Annotated in this window: 10 protein-coding genes, 1 tRNA gene and 1 CRISPR repeat array (1 of these 12 running past the window's edge); of the genes, 7 read left to right on the top strand and 4 right to left on the bottom strand. The window is 74.2% G+C overall.

Annotation, left to right across the window (positions count from 1 at the left end):
• A CRISPR array of direct repeats spans positions 1-1,137; the repeat unit is 29 nt; unit sequence CCGCTCCCCGCACCTGCGGGGGTGAGCCC (it extends 357 nt beyond the left edge of the window).
• A gap of 283 nt (positions 1,138-1,420) precedes the next feature.
• Positions 1,421-1,493: transfer RNA gene (locus tag ABD385_RS15525), tRNA-Arg, on the bottom strand.
• Between the two features lie 312 nt (positions 1,494-1,805).
• On the opposite strand from ABD385_RS15525, the gene ABD385_RS15520 reads away from it, so the two are divergent.
• From ABD385_RS15520 to ABD385_RS15490, 7 genes are all read left to right on the top strand, one after another.
• Entirely contained in the window at positions 1,806-3,572 is a 1,767-nt protein-coding gene (locus tag ABD385_RS15520) for a dynamin family protein (RefSeq protein ID WP_425585407.1), read from the top strand.
• A gap of 113 nt (positions 3,573-3,685) precedes the next feature.
• A complete protein-coding gene (locus ABD385_RS15515; protein ID WP_344576145.1) occupies positions 3,686-5,752 on the top strand; it encodes a GTPase in 2,067 nt (688 codons plus the stop codon).
• Between the two features lie 349 nt (positions 5,753-6,101).
• Complete coding sequence (locus tag ABD385_RS15510; protein ID WP_344575919.1) at positions 6,102-6,647, top strand: single-stranded DNA-binding protein; 546 nt, start codon at positions 6,102-6,104, stop codon at positions 6,645-6,647.
• A gap of 232 nt (positions 6,648-6,879) precedes the next feature.
• Positions 6,880-8,277, top strand: coding sequence for a Cys-Gln thioester bond-forming surface protein (locus tag ABD385_RS15505; protein WP_344575915.1), 1,398 nt, complete (start codon positions 6,880-6,882; stop codon positions 8,275-8,277).
• Positions 8,278-8,561: 284 nt separating this feature from the next.
• Positions 8,562-10,226 carry an energy-dependent translational throttle protein EttA gene (ettA, locus tag ABD385_RS15500; RefSeq protein WP_344575912.1) on the top strand — a complete coding sequence of 555 codons (1,665 nt, stop codon included), beginning with the start codon at positions 8,562-8,564 and terminating at the stop codon, positions 10,224-10,226.
• A gap of 5 nt (positions 10,227-10,231) precedes the next feature.
• Positions 10,232-10,666: an acyl-CoA thioesterase gene (locus tag ABD385_RS15495; RefSeq protein ID WP_016575352.1), complete on the top strand. Its 435-nt coding sequence runs from the start codon at positions 10,232-10,234 to the stop codon at positions 10,664-10,666.
• On the top strand, positions 10,663-11,523 hold the full coding sequence (locus tag ABD385_RS15490) for a DUF8010 domain-containing protein (RefSeq protein ID WP_344575911.1): 861 nt from the start codon (positions 10,663-10,665) through the stop codon (positions 11,521-11,523). The genes ABD385_RS15495 and ABD385_RS15490 overlap by 4 nt, the downstream gene beginning before the upstream one ends.
• Before the next feature lie 28 nt (positions 11,524-11,551).
• Here ABD385_RS15490 and ABD385_RS15485 read toward each other — a convergent pair whose 3' ends face one another.
• The 3 genes from ABD385_RS15485 to ABD385_RS15475 all read right to left on the bottom strand — a co-directional run bounded on the left by ABD385_RS15485 (position 11,552) and on the right by ABD385_RS15475 (position 15,673).
• Positions 11,552-13,351 carry an FtsX-like permease family protein gene (locus tag ABD385_RS15485; protein ID WP_344575910.1) on the bottom strand — a complete coding sequence of 600 codons (1,800 nt, stop codon included), beginning with the start codon at positions 13,349-13,351 and terminating at the stop codon, positions 11,552-11,554.
• A 198-nt stretch (positions 13,352-13,549) separates the two neighbouring features.
• The gene (locus ABD385_RS15480; protein ID WP_344575909.1) at positions 13,550-13,954 is read right to left on the bottom strand and encodes a globin; all 405 of its coding nucleotides are present in this window, start codon (positions 13,952-13,954) and stop codon (positions 13,550-13,552) included.
• Positions 13,955-14,068: 114 nt separating this feature from the next.
• Entirely contained in the window at positions 14,069-15,673 is a 1,605-nt protein-coding gene (locus ABD385_RS15475) for an FHA domain-containing protein (protein ID WP_425585406.1), read from the bottom strand.
• Positions 15,674-15,675: the final 2 nt, after the last annotated feature.

The following is a 15,675-nucleotide window of genomic DNA, read 5'->3' as shown; positions in this document are numbered from 1 at the left end:
CCGTCAGCCCCGCTCCCCGCACCTGCGGGGGTGAGCCCCACCTGGACGCCCAAGGGCGTCCGGCAAGCAGCCGCTCCCCGCACCTGCGGGGGTGAGCCCGAGGACGACGCCGAAGACGCCTTCCGCGCCGACCGCTCCCCGCACCTGCGGGGGTGAGCCCCACCCGCAGTGCTTCCATCACGCAAGCTGTAGCCGCTCCCCGCACCTGCGGGGGTGAGCCCGCCCGCCCGGTGTCCACCGCGGTCAACAACGTCCGCTCCCCGCACCTGCGGGGGTGAGCCCAGGCGCCCCGCCTTCCTCGTCAAACTGGACGTGCCGCTCCCCGCACCTGCGGGGGTGAGCCAATCGCACACGTGAACGAAAATCTGTTGCCGGCCCGCTCCCCGCACCTGCGGGGGTGAGCCCTCCTCGAACTTCTACGCCTCGAAGGGCCAGCGCCGCTCCCCGCACCTGCGGGGGTGAGCCCCGCGGCTGGCCCTGGGGCACCTCCCGCACCGACCGCTCCCCGCACCTGCGGGGGTGAGCCCCGGGTGTGGTCGGCGGAGCGAACTGCGCTGATCCGCTCCCCGCACCTGCGGGGGTGAGCCCGCCGTTGGCGGAGCGCATGGCTCCCTGGTAGACCGCTCCCCGCACCTGCGGGGGTGAGCCCCGCCTCAGCGTTACCAGCCTGGGCAAGCGAAACCGCTCCCCGCACCTGCGGGGGTGAGCCCATTGAAACCGCGCTTCGCTCCTAGGCGGGTAACCGCTCCCCGCACCTGCGGGGGTGAGCCCCGCGCGGGCGCGCGTCGCGGAGGCCGAGGCCGCCGCTCCCCGCACCTGCGGGGGTGAGCCCCACCGACCAGTCGGTGACCTCACCAACGTTGGCCGCTCCCCGCACCTGCGGGGGTGAGCCCTTCGCCGCGCACGAGCTGGGGTTCAGCGATACCCGCTCCCCGCACCTGCGGGGGTGAGCCCGCCTGGGCCGACCGGCGGGGCCGCACCTTCGACCGCTCCCCGCGCCTGCGGGGGTGAGCCCATCCGCGGGGCCCGGCTGGTCGAGGTCTCGCACCGCTCCCCGCGCCTGCGGGGATGAGCCCCGGTTCCAGAGTCGGCCCGCGTGGGCATTCCACCGCTCCCCGCGCCCGCAGGGATGAGCCCGCCGACAACTGCGCTACCAAGCCTCGCCCAAGACCGCTCCCCGCCCCTGCAGGGGCCGCATCGGCGCCGAGCCGCGCGTCTTCGTACCGGGAGCCAGGGCCGCAGCGGGCGGCCCGAACTTCGGGCCGTTTTGGGCCGAACGGCCGCCGGAGGTCGCTTCCGACCGGCTTCAGTCGGACAGTCCCAGGCTGCGGCGCCCTGGCCCCAGAAGGGAGACCCTCCCTGATGGGAAACAGCCTCTGAACAGCAAGAAGACCCTCCCGGAGGAGGGTCTGAGGAAGAGCGCCCCCGGCAGGACTCGAACCTGCGGCCAAGTGCTTAGAAGGCACCTGCTCTATCCACTGAGCTACGGGGGCCGGGTGGTGGGCGTGGATCACGAACCGCGGACCAGGATAGAGGTCCGGGTGGCTCGTCCCGGTTGCTTCACCTCCGTGGCACGTTGTGGAGGTTCGGTGAAGCGATCCCGATAATCGCAGGCAGGTACGAATCCTGCACCGCTTTTGGCGCCTCGCGCTGCGGGTGTTGTGCACTCGTTATGCCTGCGTCTGAAATGTTACGAAAATCCCATATCTCACCTATCGTGACCCGTCGAGATTCTTGCGGCGCACACAAGGGGTTATACGCTTCAAAAACCTAACTAAATTGGGCATTCTTCACATGTGGCGACCTTGGACGTAGGACCCCGGCTGATCGACGCACTGTCCGTTCTGCGTGACCGTGTCGACGCCGCACGTTTTCCCCTGCCGCTCGGGGGCGCCGCCCGCGCCCGGCGCAACCGGGCGGAGCTGCTCTCCCAGCTGGACGACTATGTGATGCCCCGCCTGCGCGCCCCTAAGGCCCCCCTTCTCGCAGTCGTCGGGGGATCCACGGGCGCAGGCAAGTCGACCCTGGTCAATTCGCTCGTGGGGCGGCGGGTGTCGGAGGCGGGGGTGCTGCGGCCCACGACGCGTACGCCGGTTCTGGTCTGCCATCCCGACGATCACCGCTGGTTCGCCGGGCAGCGGGTGCTGCCGGGGCTCACCCGGGTGTGGGTGCCGGAGCAGGACGGCGGCGAGGGCAACGAGCGCGGCGAGGGGGAGGAGAAGGGGCTCGGCGGGGGACGCGGGCGGGCGGGCGAAGCGCCGGGGGTGCCGACGGTGCGGATCGAGACGGACGCCGCGCTGCCCAGCGGCCTGGCGTTGCTGGACGCCCCGGACATCGATTCGCTGGTGGCCGGAAACCGCGAGTTGGCGGCCGAGTTGATCTGCGCGGCCGACGTCTGGGTGCTGGTCACCACGGCCGCTCGGTACGCCGACGCGGTGCCCTGGCACCTCCTGCGCACCGCCAAGGAGTACGACGTCACGCTGGTCACCGTGTTGGACCGGGTGCCGCACCAGATGGCCGGCGAGATCTCCGCGCGCTACGCCGAGCTCCTGCTCCGCGCCGGGCTCGGCAACGTCCCCCGCTTCACCATCCCCGAGCTGCCCGAGTCCGCGGGCGGGGGCCGCGGGTTGCTGCCCGCGACGGCGGTCGCCGGAGTACGGGAGTGGCTGGAACGGCACGCCCAGGACCCCGTCGCCCGTAGTGCCGCCGCGGACCGGACCGCCTCCGGGGTGATCGCCTCGCTGCGCAGCCGGCTGCCGGCGCTGGCCGGGGCCGCCGCCGCGCAGCACGCGGCGGCGCTCCGGTTGGCCGGCCGGGTCGAGGAGGCGTACGAGGGGGCCGCGGTGCGGGTGCGGCGCGAGGTCGCGGCCGGTGAAGTGCTGGCCGGCGACGCCCGCGCCCACTGGCACGCGCACGGGCGGGGCGGCCGCGCCGACGAACTGCTGGACGCCCTGGCCCACGGGCTGACCGCGCTGCTGGTCTGCGCCGTCGAGGAGGCCGACGAGCGGGCGGGCGGCGCCTGGCGGCGGGATCCCGCGGCGGCCGAGGGCGTGCTGACCGCCATGGACGGGGCCGCGGGGGCCGCCGGGCGGATCGGCGTGATCGTCCGGCGCTGGCGGCGCTGCCTGGAGGAACTGGCCGATGAGGAGGCCCGGGAGGCCCGCGGCGGGCAGGCCGGTGAACGGACCGATCCGGTCGACGCCGAGGAGCCGGCGGCCCTGTTGGCCACCGCGCTGCTGGGCGGGCGTCGGGCCCGTACGGCGGGCGAGAACCTCGCCGACCTCCTGGGGGCGCAGAGCGCGGTGCGGCTGCGCGACCAGGGCGCCCGGCTGCTGACCCGGTACCTGGCGCACGCCCTCGACGGTGAACGGGAGCGCCGGTTGGCCCCCTTGGACCGCCTGACGGTGTCGCCCGACCAGCAGGCCGGACTGATCGCCGCGGTCTCCGTGGTGCAACGCGAACAGCTGCGGCGCGCACCCCTCCGGCCGCGGCCGGTGGAGGGGCGGGAGCCGGAGCGGGAGCACGGACGCCCGGCGGCGGACCAGTACGGGAGAGAGACGGTGACGCAGTGACGGACTCCGGGGAACGCCGGGCGGAACTCGGGGCCGGCGAGGCGGGCGAGGCGGGCGAGGGAGCGGCGTGGGATGAGCCGACGGGCGATGGTGGGACGCGTGGCGACAGCGGGATGTGGGACGACGGTGGGGCCTGGGACGACGGGGTGATCGCGCGACGGGTGCGGGGCAGGGAGCCGAGGAACGGCGCGCGGGCCGCCGGTGGCGTGGACGACGGTGCAGGGCAGGACGAGCGCTCCCGTGGGCGGCGCCGGCGTGGGGGGAGAGGGCCGGCGGGGGCGCCGGAGGCCGCGGGGGACGGGTTCGGCGACGGGCGGCGGAACACCGTCCGGGGCGACGCCGGTGCGGACGGGCTCGCGGAGTGCGGGCCCGGGTACAAGTGGGTGCCCGGTGGGGCCCGACGGACCGCGGGAGAGGGGCTGCGACCCCGCCTGGAGGCCCTGCGGGAGCTGATCGCGCTGTCCCGGAGCCGACTGGACGGGGTGGTGCTCGACCGGGCCGGCCGGGTCCTCGAAGTGGCCGACGAGCGCTACCGGCTGTCCGGTGAGCACACCGTCGTCGCCCTCGCGGGAGCGACCGGGAGCGGGAAGTCGTCGCTGTTCAACGCGTTGGCGGGGGCGCCGCGTTCGGAGGTCGCGGCGCGCCGGCCGACCACCGGCGAGCCGGTGGCCTGCGTCTGGTCGGGCGGCCGGCCGGGCGCCGAGGGGCTGCTGCGCCGGCTCGGGGTGCCGGTGCACCGCCGGCACACCCCCGCGCAGGGCAGTCCCGAACTGGCCGGGCTGGTCCTGCTCGACCTGCCCGACCACGACTCCTCGGCCACCGCCAACCGCGAGCAGGTCGACCGGATGCTGGAGCTGGTGGACGCGGTGGTCTGGGTGGTGGACCCGGAGAAGTACGCCGACGCGGTGCTCCACGAGCGGTACCTGCGGCCGTTGGCGGGCTACGCCGAGGTCACGTTCGTGGTGCTCAACCAGGTGGACCGGCTGCCCGGCGACGCCGCCGACCAGGTGGTGGACGATCTGCGCCGGCTGCTGGACGAGGACGGGCTGGCGCTCGGCGAACACGGGGAGCCGGGCGCGGCGGTCCTGGCCCTCTCCGCGGCGACCGGCGAGGGTGTCGCGGAACTCCGTGAGGCGCTCGGCCAGTTCGTCGCCGAGCGGGGCGCGGCGGACCGCCGGCTGACGGCGGACGTGGACACCGCGGCGGAACGGCTGCGCACCGCGTACGCCGCGGACGGCCGGGTGGGCCTGACCGAGGGCGCCCGGGAGGAGTTCGACGACCGGCTCGCCGAGGCGGTCGGGGCGGTGGCCACCGGGCGGGCGGCGGAACGGGACTGGCTGCGGCACGCGGAACGGGCGTGCGGTTCGCCGTGGTCGCGGCTGCGGGCCCGGCGCAAGGAGCGGAGGGCACGCCGGCGGGGCGCGGCGGTGCTCCGGGGCGCCGGCGGCACGGGCGCGGTCCGGATCGGCGCGCCGCGCACCGGAGCGGGGAGCATCGGCACTGGGAGCACTGGGAGCACTGGGAGCACTGGGAGCGCCGGCACCGGGAGCGCCGGGGCGGGCGGCCGTGGTGCGGGTGGTACAGAGGCCGGGCGGGGCGTTCCCGGCAGCCGTGCCGGTGGCCGTGGGCCGGGCGAGGACGGGCGGGCGACGGCGCGGCCCGTGGTGGAGCAGGCGGTCCGGATGGTGGCGGGCGAGGCCGCGCACGGGCTTCCGCTGCCCTGGGCGCAGGCGGTGCGCGAGGCGGCGGTGCGCGGGGCCGAAGGGCTGCCGGAGGCGCTGGACGCGGTGGCCGCCGGGGCCGAGGAGGCGTTGCGCCACGGACCGGACGGGAAACCGCGGTGGTGGACGGTGGCGGCCTCGGTGCAGGGGTTGCTCTTCGTGCTGCAAGTGGTGGGCGTGCTCTGGATGGTGGGCGCCGCGACGGGGGTGGTCGACCCGGCGGAGTGGCTGGCCGGGGTGCTGCCCGCGGTCGTGGGGACGGTGGGCGGGCCGGCGTTGACCTGGCTGTGCGGGGTGGTGGCCCGCGGCCCGGCCCGCCGGTACGGGCAGGAGGCCGAGCGACGGCTGCGGGGCACGGCGGCCGGCTGCGGCCGGGCGCGGGTACTGGAGCCGGTGGCCGCCGAACTCCTGCGGTACCGCGAGGTGCGGGAGCGGTACGCGGTGGCGTCGGGCGTCTGAGGCGGGAAAGCCGAGAAAGCCGGGAAGCCGGGAAGGGGCGGCGGCCGCGGTGCCGTCGCCCTTTCGGGGGGCGGAGTTGTCCACAGGGCGCGCTTCGTCCACAGGCCGCCGTGGCCCGCGTCGAATCCGTGCAGCATGGAGACGACGCGGCGCGGTGGACGCGGAACGTTTCCGCCGCAATGCGACGCAAGCCGCCGTACGCCCACGGCAATGCCGGGCAGCACCCGTGCAATGCGACGACGCCGCGGGCCACGCGGCGCAATGTGGGGCAATGCGACCGACAGGGAAGCGAAGTGCCGACGCCACGCAGCGAAGTGACGTCATAAAGAAGAGGACGGGGGAGTCTTTCGTGAACGACACGATGGTGACGCTGGTGGGGAACGTGGCCACGGCGGTGGAGCACCGGGAGACAGCGGCGGGGGTGTCCGTGGCGCGGTTCCGGATGGCGGCGTCCTCGCGGCGGTGGGACAAGGCCCGGGAATGTTGGACCGACGGGGAGACGAGTTTCTACACCGTTCGGTCCTGGCGCGCGCTCGCGGACAATGTCGCCGCATCGGTCGCGGTCGGCGAACCCGTGGTCGTGCAGGGGCGGTTACGGCTCCGGGAGGGGGAGCGGCCACCGGAGAAGGGCGGCCAGCGCTGGTTCGCGGCGGAGGTCGACGCCCTGGCGATCGGACACGACCTCGCTCGTGGAACGTCCGCATTCCGTCGGGCACTGAAAGCGTCGAAAGCCGCGGAGGGAACGCAACGGGCCCCGGAAGAAGTGCCGTTGGAGAAGGAAGTTGAATCGGCTACGACTGTGGTAATGGCGGCAGCGGTGAAGGCGCCGGAGGTCGTTTCGGCGAAGTGCACGAAGCCGTCCGGCAATTCACTCAACAAGGCATCTGTGCCCTGAAAACGTACGGCGATTTGTCGATAATGTTAGCGAGCGATGCGTGCATTCGGTAACGATTGCGATTCGGATCGCTTATAGGACGCTCTTACCGGGGACCCTGCTGCGCCCGCTCCATAGGATCCGACGAGTACTCACGGGGGCTGACCAGGCTGACCAGTTCGGCCGTTGAGTTCTTGGGATCTTTCCGGTGAGGCGACCTCTCCAGCCGACCGCCTTGCCCAGAGGGGAAATCATGCTTTCGATGAAGGGGCGGGGCGCAGCCCGCCTTGCCGCCGCGGTCGTGGCCTCGGGCCTCATCGCGGCGGGCACGATAGCCACCGCGGGTACCGCCGCGGCGGACGACCCGACCGCATCGCACGGGGGCGCCACCGCGACGCTCGGCGGTCTGAAGACCTTCGATCAGGCCGTGGTGCACGGAAACGGAGGGGACCAGCGCATCGGCGCCGGCCTCTTCGAGATGTCGGTCGACAACGGCGGCACGCTGCAGACGTACTGCATCGACATCCACAACCCGACGCAGCAGCAGGCCCGCTACCAGGAAGTGCCCTGGAGCGCCTCGTCGCTGCACAACAACGCGGACGCCGGCAAGATCCGTTGGATCCTGCAGAACTCCTACCCGCAGGTGAACGACCTGGCGGCGCTCTCCGCCAAGGCCGGTTCCGGGCAGCTGTCCGAGAAGACCGCCGCGGCCGGCACCCAGGTCGCCATCTGGCGCTTCTCCGACCACGTCAAGGTGGACGCGGTCGACCCGGCAGCCGAGAAGCTCGCCGACTACCTGGAGAAGAGCGCGCAGACCGTCTCCGAGCCCAAGGCGTCGCTGACCCTGGACCCGCCGGCGGTCTCCGGGAAGTCCGGCAGCAAGCTCGGCCCGGTCACCGTGCACACGAACGCCGACAGCGTCACCATCTCCCCGGCGGCGGGCGCGCCGGCCGGCGTGAAGATCGTCGGCAAGGACGGCAAGCCGGTCACCAGCGCCGCCGACGGCACCCAGCTGTTCTTCGACGTCCCCAAGGGCGCCGCCGACGGCAACACCTCGCTGACCGCGCAGGCCGCGACCAAGGTCCCGGTCGGCCGCGCCTTCACCGGCATCGGCGAGCACGCCAAGAGCCAGACCCAGATCCTCGCCGGCTCCAGCGAGTCCACGGTCTCCGCGGCCGCCACGGTCTCCTGGAAGAAGCAGGGCGCGATCCCGGCCGTCACCGCGGAGAAGAACTGCTCCAAGGGCGGCGTGGACGTCACCGCGACCAACAAGGGCGATGAGGCGTTCCGCTTCCAGCTGTCCGGCAAGGACTACGAGGTCGCGCCGGGCGCGGCCAAGACCGTGACCGTTCCGGTCGGCGAGGACCAGCCGTACCAGATCACGATCACCGGCGCGGGCTTCAAGAAGACCTTCTCCGGCGTCCTGGACTGCAAGACCGCGGGCACCGGCGGCCAGCCCACCCCGCACCCCACCCCGGCCACGGCCGGCGGCACCTCCAGCGGTAGCACCGGCGGTCACGGCACCGACCTCGCCGAGACCGGTTCCAGCAACGCCACCCCGGTGATCGCGGGCGTCGCGGTCGCCCTCGTGGTGATCGGCGGCGGAGCGGTGTTCTTCCTGCGTAAGAAGAAGACCGGACAGTCCGCCTGAGCGAGGCGATCGACCGTCTCGACGCCGCCGTCCCCGTGAGACCCGGTGACCGCGCCGTCGGCGCGCCGTGAACCGATGATCACGCGGCGACCAGCACGAAGGCCCCGGAGCGCAGTGTCGGCTCCGGGGCCTTCGCCGTCCGCCCCTCGACACCCGTTTCCGTCCGGGGACGGAGGTACGGCAAGATGGGGTGTATCTGCCCTCGCGCGGCCACGCCGCACCACGGCCCACGCGGCGGAGCCACCCAGACCACCTGATAGATCCAAACTGGCGGACGGTTTCTCTTGGCTGAGTACATCTACACGATGCGCAAGGCGCGCAAGGCGCACGGCGACAAGGTCATCCTCGATGACGTGACGCTGAGCTTCCTGCCGGGCGCGAAGATCGGTGTCGTGGGCCCCAACGGCGCCGGCAAGTCCACGGTGCTGAAGATCATGGCCGGTCTTGAGCAGCCGTCGAACGGTGACGCCTTCCTCTCGCCGGGCTACACGGTCGGCATGCTCCTCCAGGAGCCGCCGCTGGACGAGTCCAAGACGGTCCTGGAGAACGTCCAGGACGGCGCCCGCGAGACCATGGACAAGCTCAAGCGCTTCAACGAGGTCGCCGAGCTGATGGCGACCGACTACTCCGACGCGCTGATGGAGGAGATGGGCAAGCTCCAGGAGGACCTGGACCACGCGAACGCCTGGGACCTGGACACCCAGCTGGAGCAGGCCATGGACGCGCTGGGCTGCCCGCCCGGCGACTGGCAGGTCACCAACCTCTCCGGTGGTGAGCGCCGCCGCGTCGCGCTGTGCAAGCTGCTGCTGGAGGCCCCCGACCTGCTGCTCCTCGACGAGCCCACCAACCACCTCGACGCCGAGTCGGTGCAGTGGCTGGAGCAGCACCTGGCGAAGTACCCCGGCACCGTCGTCGCCGTCACCCACGACCGGTACTTCCTCGACAACGTCGCCGGCTGGATCTGCGAGGTCGACCGCGGTCGCCTGCACGGCTACGAGGGCAACTACTCCAAGTACCTGGAGACCAAGCAGACCCGTCTGAAGGTCGAGGGCCAGAAGGACGCCAAGCGCGCCAAGCGCCTGAAGGAAGAGCTGGAGTGGGTCCGCTCCAACGCCAAGGGGCGGCAGGCCAAGTCCAAGGCCCGTCTGGCGCGTTACGAGGAGATGGCGGCCGAGGCCGACCGCATGCGGAAGCTGGACTTCGAGGAGATCCAGATCCCGCCGGGCCCGCGTCTGGGCAGCGTCGTCGTCGAGGTCGACAACCTCAACAAGGCGTTCGGCGAGAAGGTCCTCATCGACGACCTCAGCTTCACCCTGCCGCGCAACGGCATCGTCGGCATCATCGGCCCGAACGGCGCCGGCAAGACCACGCTGTTCAAGATGCTCCAGGGCCTGGAGACCCCGGACTCCGGCGACATCAAGGTCGGCGAGACCGTCAAGATCTCCTACGTCGACCAGAGCCGCGAGAACATCGACCCCAAGAAGACCCTGTGGGCCGTGGTCTCCGACGAACTCGACTACATCAACGTCGGGCACGTCGAGATGCCCTCGCGGGCCTACGTCTCCGCCTTCGGCTTCAAGGGCCCGGACCAGCAGAAGCCGGCCGGGGTGCTCTCCGGTGGTGAGCGCAACCGCCTCAACCTGGCGCTCACCCTCAAGCAGGGCGGCAACCTGCTGCTCCTCGACGAGCCGACCAACGACCTCGACGTCGAGACGCTGTCCTCCCTGGAGAACGCGCTGCTGGAGTTCCCCGGCTGCGCCGTGGTTGTCTCCCACGACCGCTGGTTCCTGGACCGCGTCGCCACGCACATCCTGGCGTACGAGGGCAACTCCAAGTGGTTCTGGTTCGAGGGCAACTTCGAGTCGTACGAGAAGAACAAGATCGAGCGGCTCGGCGCCGACGCGGCGCGCCCGCACCGCGCGACGTACAAGAAGCTGACCCGGGGCTGACCGCCGTGCGACACCTCTACTCCTGCCCCCTGCGCTGGTCGGACATGGACGCGTTCGGCCACGTCAACAACGCGGTGTTCGTCCGCTACCTCGAAGAGGCGCGGATCGACTTCATGAGTCGGCTGGCGCCGGGGGACGGCAGTCCGTCGTTCACGGGCGGTTCGGTCGTCGCCCGGCACGAGATCGACTACCTGCGGCAGTTGGTGCACCGGCCCGAGCCGGTGACCGTCGAGCTGTGGGTGCAGAAGATCAGTGCCGCGTCGATGACGGTGGGGTACGAGGTCAAGGACGAGGACACGGTCTACCTGCGGGCCTCGACCGTGGTCGTGCCGTTCGACTTCGCCGCGGGGCGGCCGCGCCGCCTCACGGCGGAGGAGAAGGCGATCCTCAAGGAGTACCTGGACGACGCCGCGCATCAGGAAGGGGCCGTCGGCGCATGACGGTGTTGCGGTTGGCCGACGCCGGGGAGACGGCGGACCTCGCCGCCTTCCTCGCCCGGCTGATCCACTACGACCGCGGGGCGGCGGTGCGGCTCCAGGTCGGGGGCGGCGTGCTGGCCGTCTTCGGGCGCCCGCCGTCCTTCGAGGTGCTGGCGATCCGGACGGCCCGGCTGGCCGCCGGCGGCGTGGTCGACGCCGTCGACGGTCCCGCTGCGGCCGACGTCCGGACCGGCCGGGGGCGCGACGGCGGCCTCGACCTGGACGTGACCGTGTCCGCCGGGGAACTCCTCGAAGGCGTGGCGGAGGCGACGGGCGGCGTCACCGTGCCCGCCGCGGTCACCGGCCCGCCGTGGGCCGGGGTGCTGCCGCCGCGGGGCGGCTGGGCGCGGGTGCCCGGACTGCCGACCCCCCAGGCGTTGGTGCGCGCGGTGTCCGCCGCCGTTGCCGAATTCCGCGCCCGGGACGAGGCGTTGCCGCCGCAGCGACGCACCCGCGACGAGCGGGACCGCATCGGGCGGGAGATCTGGTCGCGGACGCTGGGCGACACCGAGCTGCCGCTGCGGGCGGTGCACGCCGCCCAGGCGCTCGGCTTCCTGCGCGGGGCGCGGGCCGGTGCGCTGGCGGCCTCCGGGAGCGCGGGCGCGGCCGCGCGGGCGGCCGTCGCGGGCGGTGCGGTGTCCGGTGCGGCCGGGACGTCCGGCACGTCCGGTGCGGTGGGTGCCGAGGCGCCGGCGCCGGCGCTGTTGGCCGCCGGGGGATGGCTGCGGCTGAGCACGCCGTACGGTTCGATCGCCGTGCGGGCCGGCGGGTCGACGGGATCGGCCGGGTTGTCGGGCCTGACCGTCACGCCCGTTTGACGGTGCCTCGGGGCGCGGTGTCGGGCGCCTACCGCGCATCCGGACCTGACGGGCGCGGGGCGTCGTCGTCGGCGCTCGGCGCCGCGGCATCGGGCCAGACGCCGATGTGGTCGGCCTCCCGTTGCAGCAGGACGCGGTCCCGCATGCCCAGGGGAGCGGTGTAGTCGGCGGGGTCGCCGCGCGCAGCACCGCCTCGGCCGCCCGGAAGTCCGCCTGGTCGTCCTGCGAGCGGTCCCAGGAGGCGTGCTGGCCGATCGCGAGCAGGCCCAGCGCGGTGGCCAGCACCAGCAGCAGCACCGGGCCGGTGGCGCGCCGCGGCCCGTTCGGCGAGTCGGGCGGCCGGCGGCAGCAGCCGCAGCGTCAGCACCGTCCCGGCGAGCAGCGCCAGGGCCGGGGCGGCCACCAGCACCGGGTCGATGTCCACGCGGCCGGCGGCGTCCCGGGTCAGCACCCCGCCGCCGTCGTCCTTGGTCCGTCGCCACAGTTGCCCGTACGCGACCCCCGCGACCACCAGCAGGCCCAGGTCGGCGCCGGCCCGCAGGGCGCCCGGCAGCGCCCGTCGCCGTCCCGCCGGGGCGGGTGCACCGGATCGCAGCACGGCCGGTGCGGCGACCGTGGCGGCGCAGCCCAGCGCCACCACCGCACCGGTCAACCAGGTGCCGCCGGTGAGGGCGGCGTCCGCCGGCAGCCCGGCCCGGCCCCCGCCGCTCGACAACAGCCGCACCAACGGACCGGCCAGCACGGGCGCGACGAGGGCGGCCGGCAGCGCCAGCAGCAGCGCCTCGGCGAGCGCCAGGCCGGCGAGGCGCCCGCGGGAGGCGCCGCGGGCCCGTAGGACGATCCGTTCGCCGGTCCGCTCGGTGCTCAGCATCCGCGCCACCAGCAGCAGCGCGTACCCGGCCAGCAGCAGGAGCTGGAGCGCGACGATCAGCAGCGTGGACCGGTTGACCAGCAGCGATCGCTGCAACGTGGCCAGCACGTCGGGGAGTTCGGTGCCGGCGGTGACCTGGCCGCGGAACGCCGGGTCGGCCATCAGGGCGCGCGCCGCCGGGCGCGCGGCGGCGATCAGCGCGGGCAGCCGGTCCGCGGTCAGGGTGCCGAAGTCGGCGCTGGCCGACCACGCCGCCGAGTCCTGCACCAGCGGGCCGCCGGCCCGGAACGCGTCCGGCGGCGTGAGCAGCGGCCCGTACGTGGTGAAGCCCACGATGCGCACGCCGCGTCCGCCGAGTTCGTCGAGCTTCCAGTACGGGTCCGTGCCGTCCTTGGGGCGGTAGACGCCGCTGACCTCGATGGTGAGGTGGGGGCCGACGCCGAGCCGGGCGGCGGCGGCCTCGGGCAGTGCCACCGGGAGCCGGCCGTGCGCGGTGCGGCCGGGCCGGTGCCCGGCGGTGAGCACGATCCGGCTGCGGTCGAGGACCGCGAGGTGGGTGAGGTCGGGTTCGGCGGCGTCGGTCGGTGCCGCGCCCGCCGTTTCGGCCCCGGCCGGTGGCCGGAGCGTGCGCGGCAGCGCGTACGGCCCGGAGCGGGTCAGCGTGCGGACGGTGAACGGCAGCCCGTCGAAGGCCCGTCGGGCGCCGCGCGCCACCGCCCGGTCGGCCGACTGCCGTCCGGAGGAGGGGAGTTGCGCCTTGATCTGGAGGGAGGCGGCGGCGGAGGAGCCACGGCCCGCGGGGCGGCTCCCCAGGGCCTGCCGCAGTCCGGCGTCGCCGACCGCGTCGGAGAAGGCGGCGAGGGTGGCCAGGATGGTGGCGGTCAGCACCACCGTGAGCAGGGCGGCACCCAGCAGGGTGCGGTGCGCGCGCACCCGCAGCACGACGAAGCCGGACACGGATCCCCCCGGAGCGGCTCGGGCCTGGGGTCCGGGGTGCGCCGGCGGCGCTCAGCACCCGCGAATGCGAGGCATCCGAAAGAGTGCGCGGATGCCGTGGATGCTTTCAGAGGGCGGTGCGCCGGGCGGGGGGTTCGCGGGTGGTCTTGACCGGATCGTGACGGGGACGCGCGGGTTCCGGTCGGTGTGACCGTTCTCTCACCCCGCGGTGTTGACCATGGAGGCGGCCGCGTACGTGAGGTAGTCCCACAGCTGCGCGCGGTGTTCCTCGGTGAGTTCGAGGGAGTCCACCGCGTCCCGCATGTGCCGCAGCCAGGCGTCGTGCGCGGCCCGGTCGACGGTGAACGGGGCGTGCCGCATCCGCAGCCGGGGGTGGCCGCGGTTGTCGCTGTAGGTGCGGGGGCCTCCCCAGTACTGCATGAGGAAGAGGGCGAGGCGCTCCTCGGCCGGCCCCAGGTCCTCCTCCGGGTACATCGGCCGCAGCAGCGGGTCCTCGGCGACCCCCTCGTAGAAGCGGCGCACCAGGCGGCGGAAGGTGTCCTCGCCACCGACCTGCTCGTAGAAGGTCTGCTCCTGAAGCGTGCCGTGCGGAATGTTGTTCACCGGTCCATGGTGGCAGACGCCCCGACCGAGGACTCGGGACTTAGGACGACCGGTGGCGGGCGCGACTCCGGGGCGCGATCGGTCGATCACGCCCCGGAGTGGGAGTGTGCGCGGTCAGCCGCGGCGGACGGTCAGCGTCGTCCAGGCGCCGACGTGCACCCGGTCGCCCTCGTGCAGCGGCACCGGGACGTACGGCTGGATCGGCTCCGCGGCGAGGTTGACCGTGGTGCCGTTGGTGGAGTTCTGGTCCACCACCGCCCAACTGCCGTCCTGTTGCTGGACGAGCAGCGCGTGCTGGTGCGAGACGCCCGGGTCCTCCGGGGTCCGGCCCAGGTCGACGTCCGGGGACTCGCCGGTGCTGTTGCGGCGCCGGCCGACGGAGATCTGGCCGTTCGCGAGCGGCAGCACCTGCTCGGGCGAGTACGAGGGCAGGTTGAGGCCGGCCGCCTCCGGGCCGCTGCGGCCCATCATCGCCATGAAGTACTCGCGGTCCGGCGCGATGGCCACCACCCAGCCGTCGCCGACCACCGGCGGCGGACCCTGCGGCGGGGCCGCCGGGGCCTGGCCGGGGCCGGGGCCGCCGGGCCACTGCCCGTCGGGTCCCGGCTGCGGCTGGTCGAAGCCGTGCTGCTCGAAGCCTTGCGGCTGCTGCTGCGGCTGCTGCGGCTGCTGCGGGAACGGGGGCGGCTGCTGCTGCTCGAACGGGGCGGGTCCGGGCTGCGGCGGCGCCATCGGCGCGGCGGCCTGCTGGTTCGGCGGGGTCAACGTCCAGTCGTCACCGCCCTGTTGCGGCGGGGGACCGGGCTGGCCCGCCGGGCCGGGGCCGGGCATGCCGGGGCCGGGGGCCGGCGGCGGGAAGCCGTAGCCGCCCTGCGGCGGCTGGCCACCGGGGCCGGGCATTCCGGGCGGCGGGCCCGGCTGCTGCTGCTCGAACGGGGTCGGTGGCGGGAAGCCGTAGCCGTCCTGCGGCGGGCCTCCAGGCATCGGGGCGCCGGGGCCGGGCATGCCGGGGCCGGGCGCCGGCGGGGGGAAGCCGTAGCCGCCCTGCGGCGGGCCGCCGGGCATCGGGGCGCCGGGCGGCGGGGCGAACGACGCCGGGGAGTTGGTGAGGAAGTTGTACTGGCACTCGGAGCAGAACGGCGTCATGCCCTGCCGCGGGGTGCGGCACTGCGGGCAGAACTCGGTGGACTGTTCGGGGCCGGGCGCGGGGGCCGGTGCGCCGTGCGGCGGCATACCGGGCATGCCGGGGCCGGGGGCCGGCGGCGGGAACCCGTAGCCGCCCTGCGGCGGTTGGGCGCCGGGGCCGGGCATTCCCGGCGGCGGGCCCGGCTGGTGCTGCTCGAAGGGCGCCGGCGGCGGGAAGCCGTAACCGCCCTGCGGCGGCTGGCCACCGGGGCCGGGCATTCCGGGCGGCGGACCCGGCTGCTGCTGTTCGAAGGGTGCCGGCGGCGGCGCGGGCTGACCGACCGGGCCGGGGCCGGGCATTCCCGGCGGGGGACCGGGCTGGCCCACCGGCGGGGGGCCGGGCATTCCGGGCGGCGGCGGTGCGGGCTGGCCGGGCGGCGGGCCCGCGGGGCCGGTCGGGTCGGCGGGCGCTGGCGTGTTCAGGAATCCCGCGGGCAGGGAGGGCGGCGGGGGAACGGCGCCCGCCATGCGCTGGCCGCACACCTCGCACCAGTCTTCGGCCACCGACTGGTGGCCGTTCGGGCAGGTAGGCATGT

The organism is Streptomyces lunalinharesii, assembly GCF_039532155.1.
Lineage (GTDB): Bacteria > Actinomycetota > Actinomycetes > Streptomycetales > Streptomycetaceae > Streptomyces > Streptomyces lunalinharesii.
This window is presented reverse-complemented; position numbering and strand designations above follow the sequence as displayed.

Excerpts from the sequence above, each read along its gene's own strand:
- ABD385_RS15515 (WP_344576145.1), top strand. The coding sequence starts at position 3,686 with ATGTGGGACGACGGTGGGGCCTGGGACGACGGGGTGATCGCGCGACGG.
- ABD385_RS15505 (WP_344575915.1), top strand. The coding sequence starts at position 6,880 with ATGCTTTCGATGAAGGGGCGGGGCGCAGCCCGCCTTGCCGCCGCGGTC.
- ABD385_RS15490 (WP_344575911.1), top strand. The coding sequence starts at position 10,663 with ATGACGGTGTTGCGGTTGGCCGACGCCGGGGAGACGGCGGACCTCGCC.
- ABD385_RS15475 (WP_425585406.1), bottom strand. The coding sequence starts at position 15,673 with ATGCCTACCTGCCCGAACGGCCACCAGTCGGTGGCCGAAGACTGGTGC.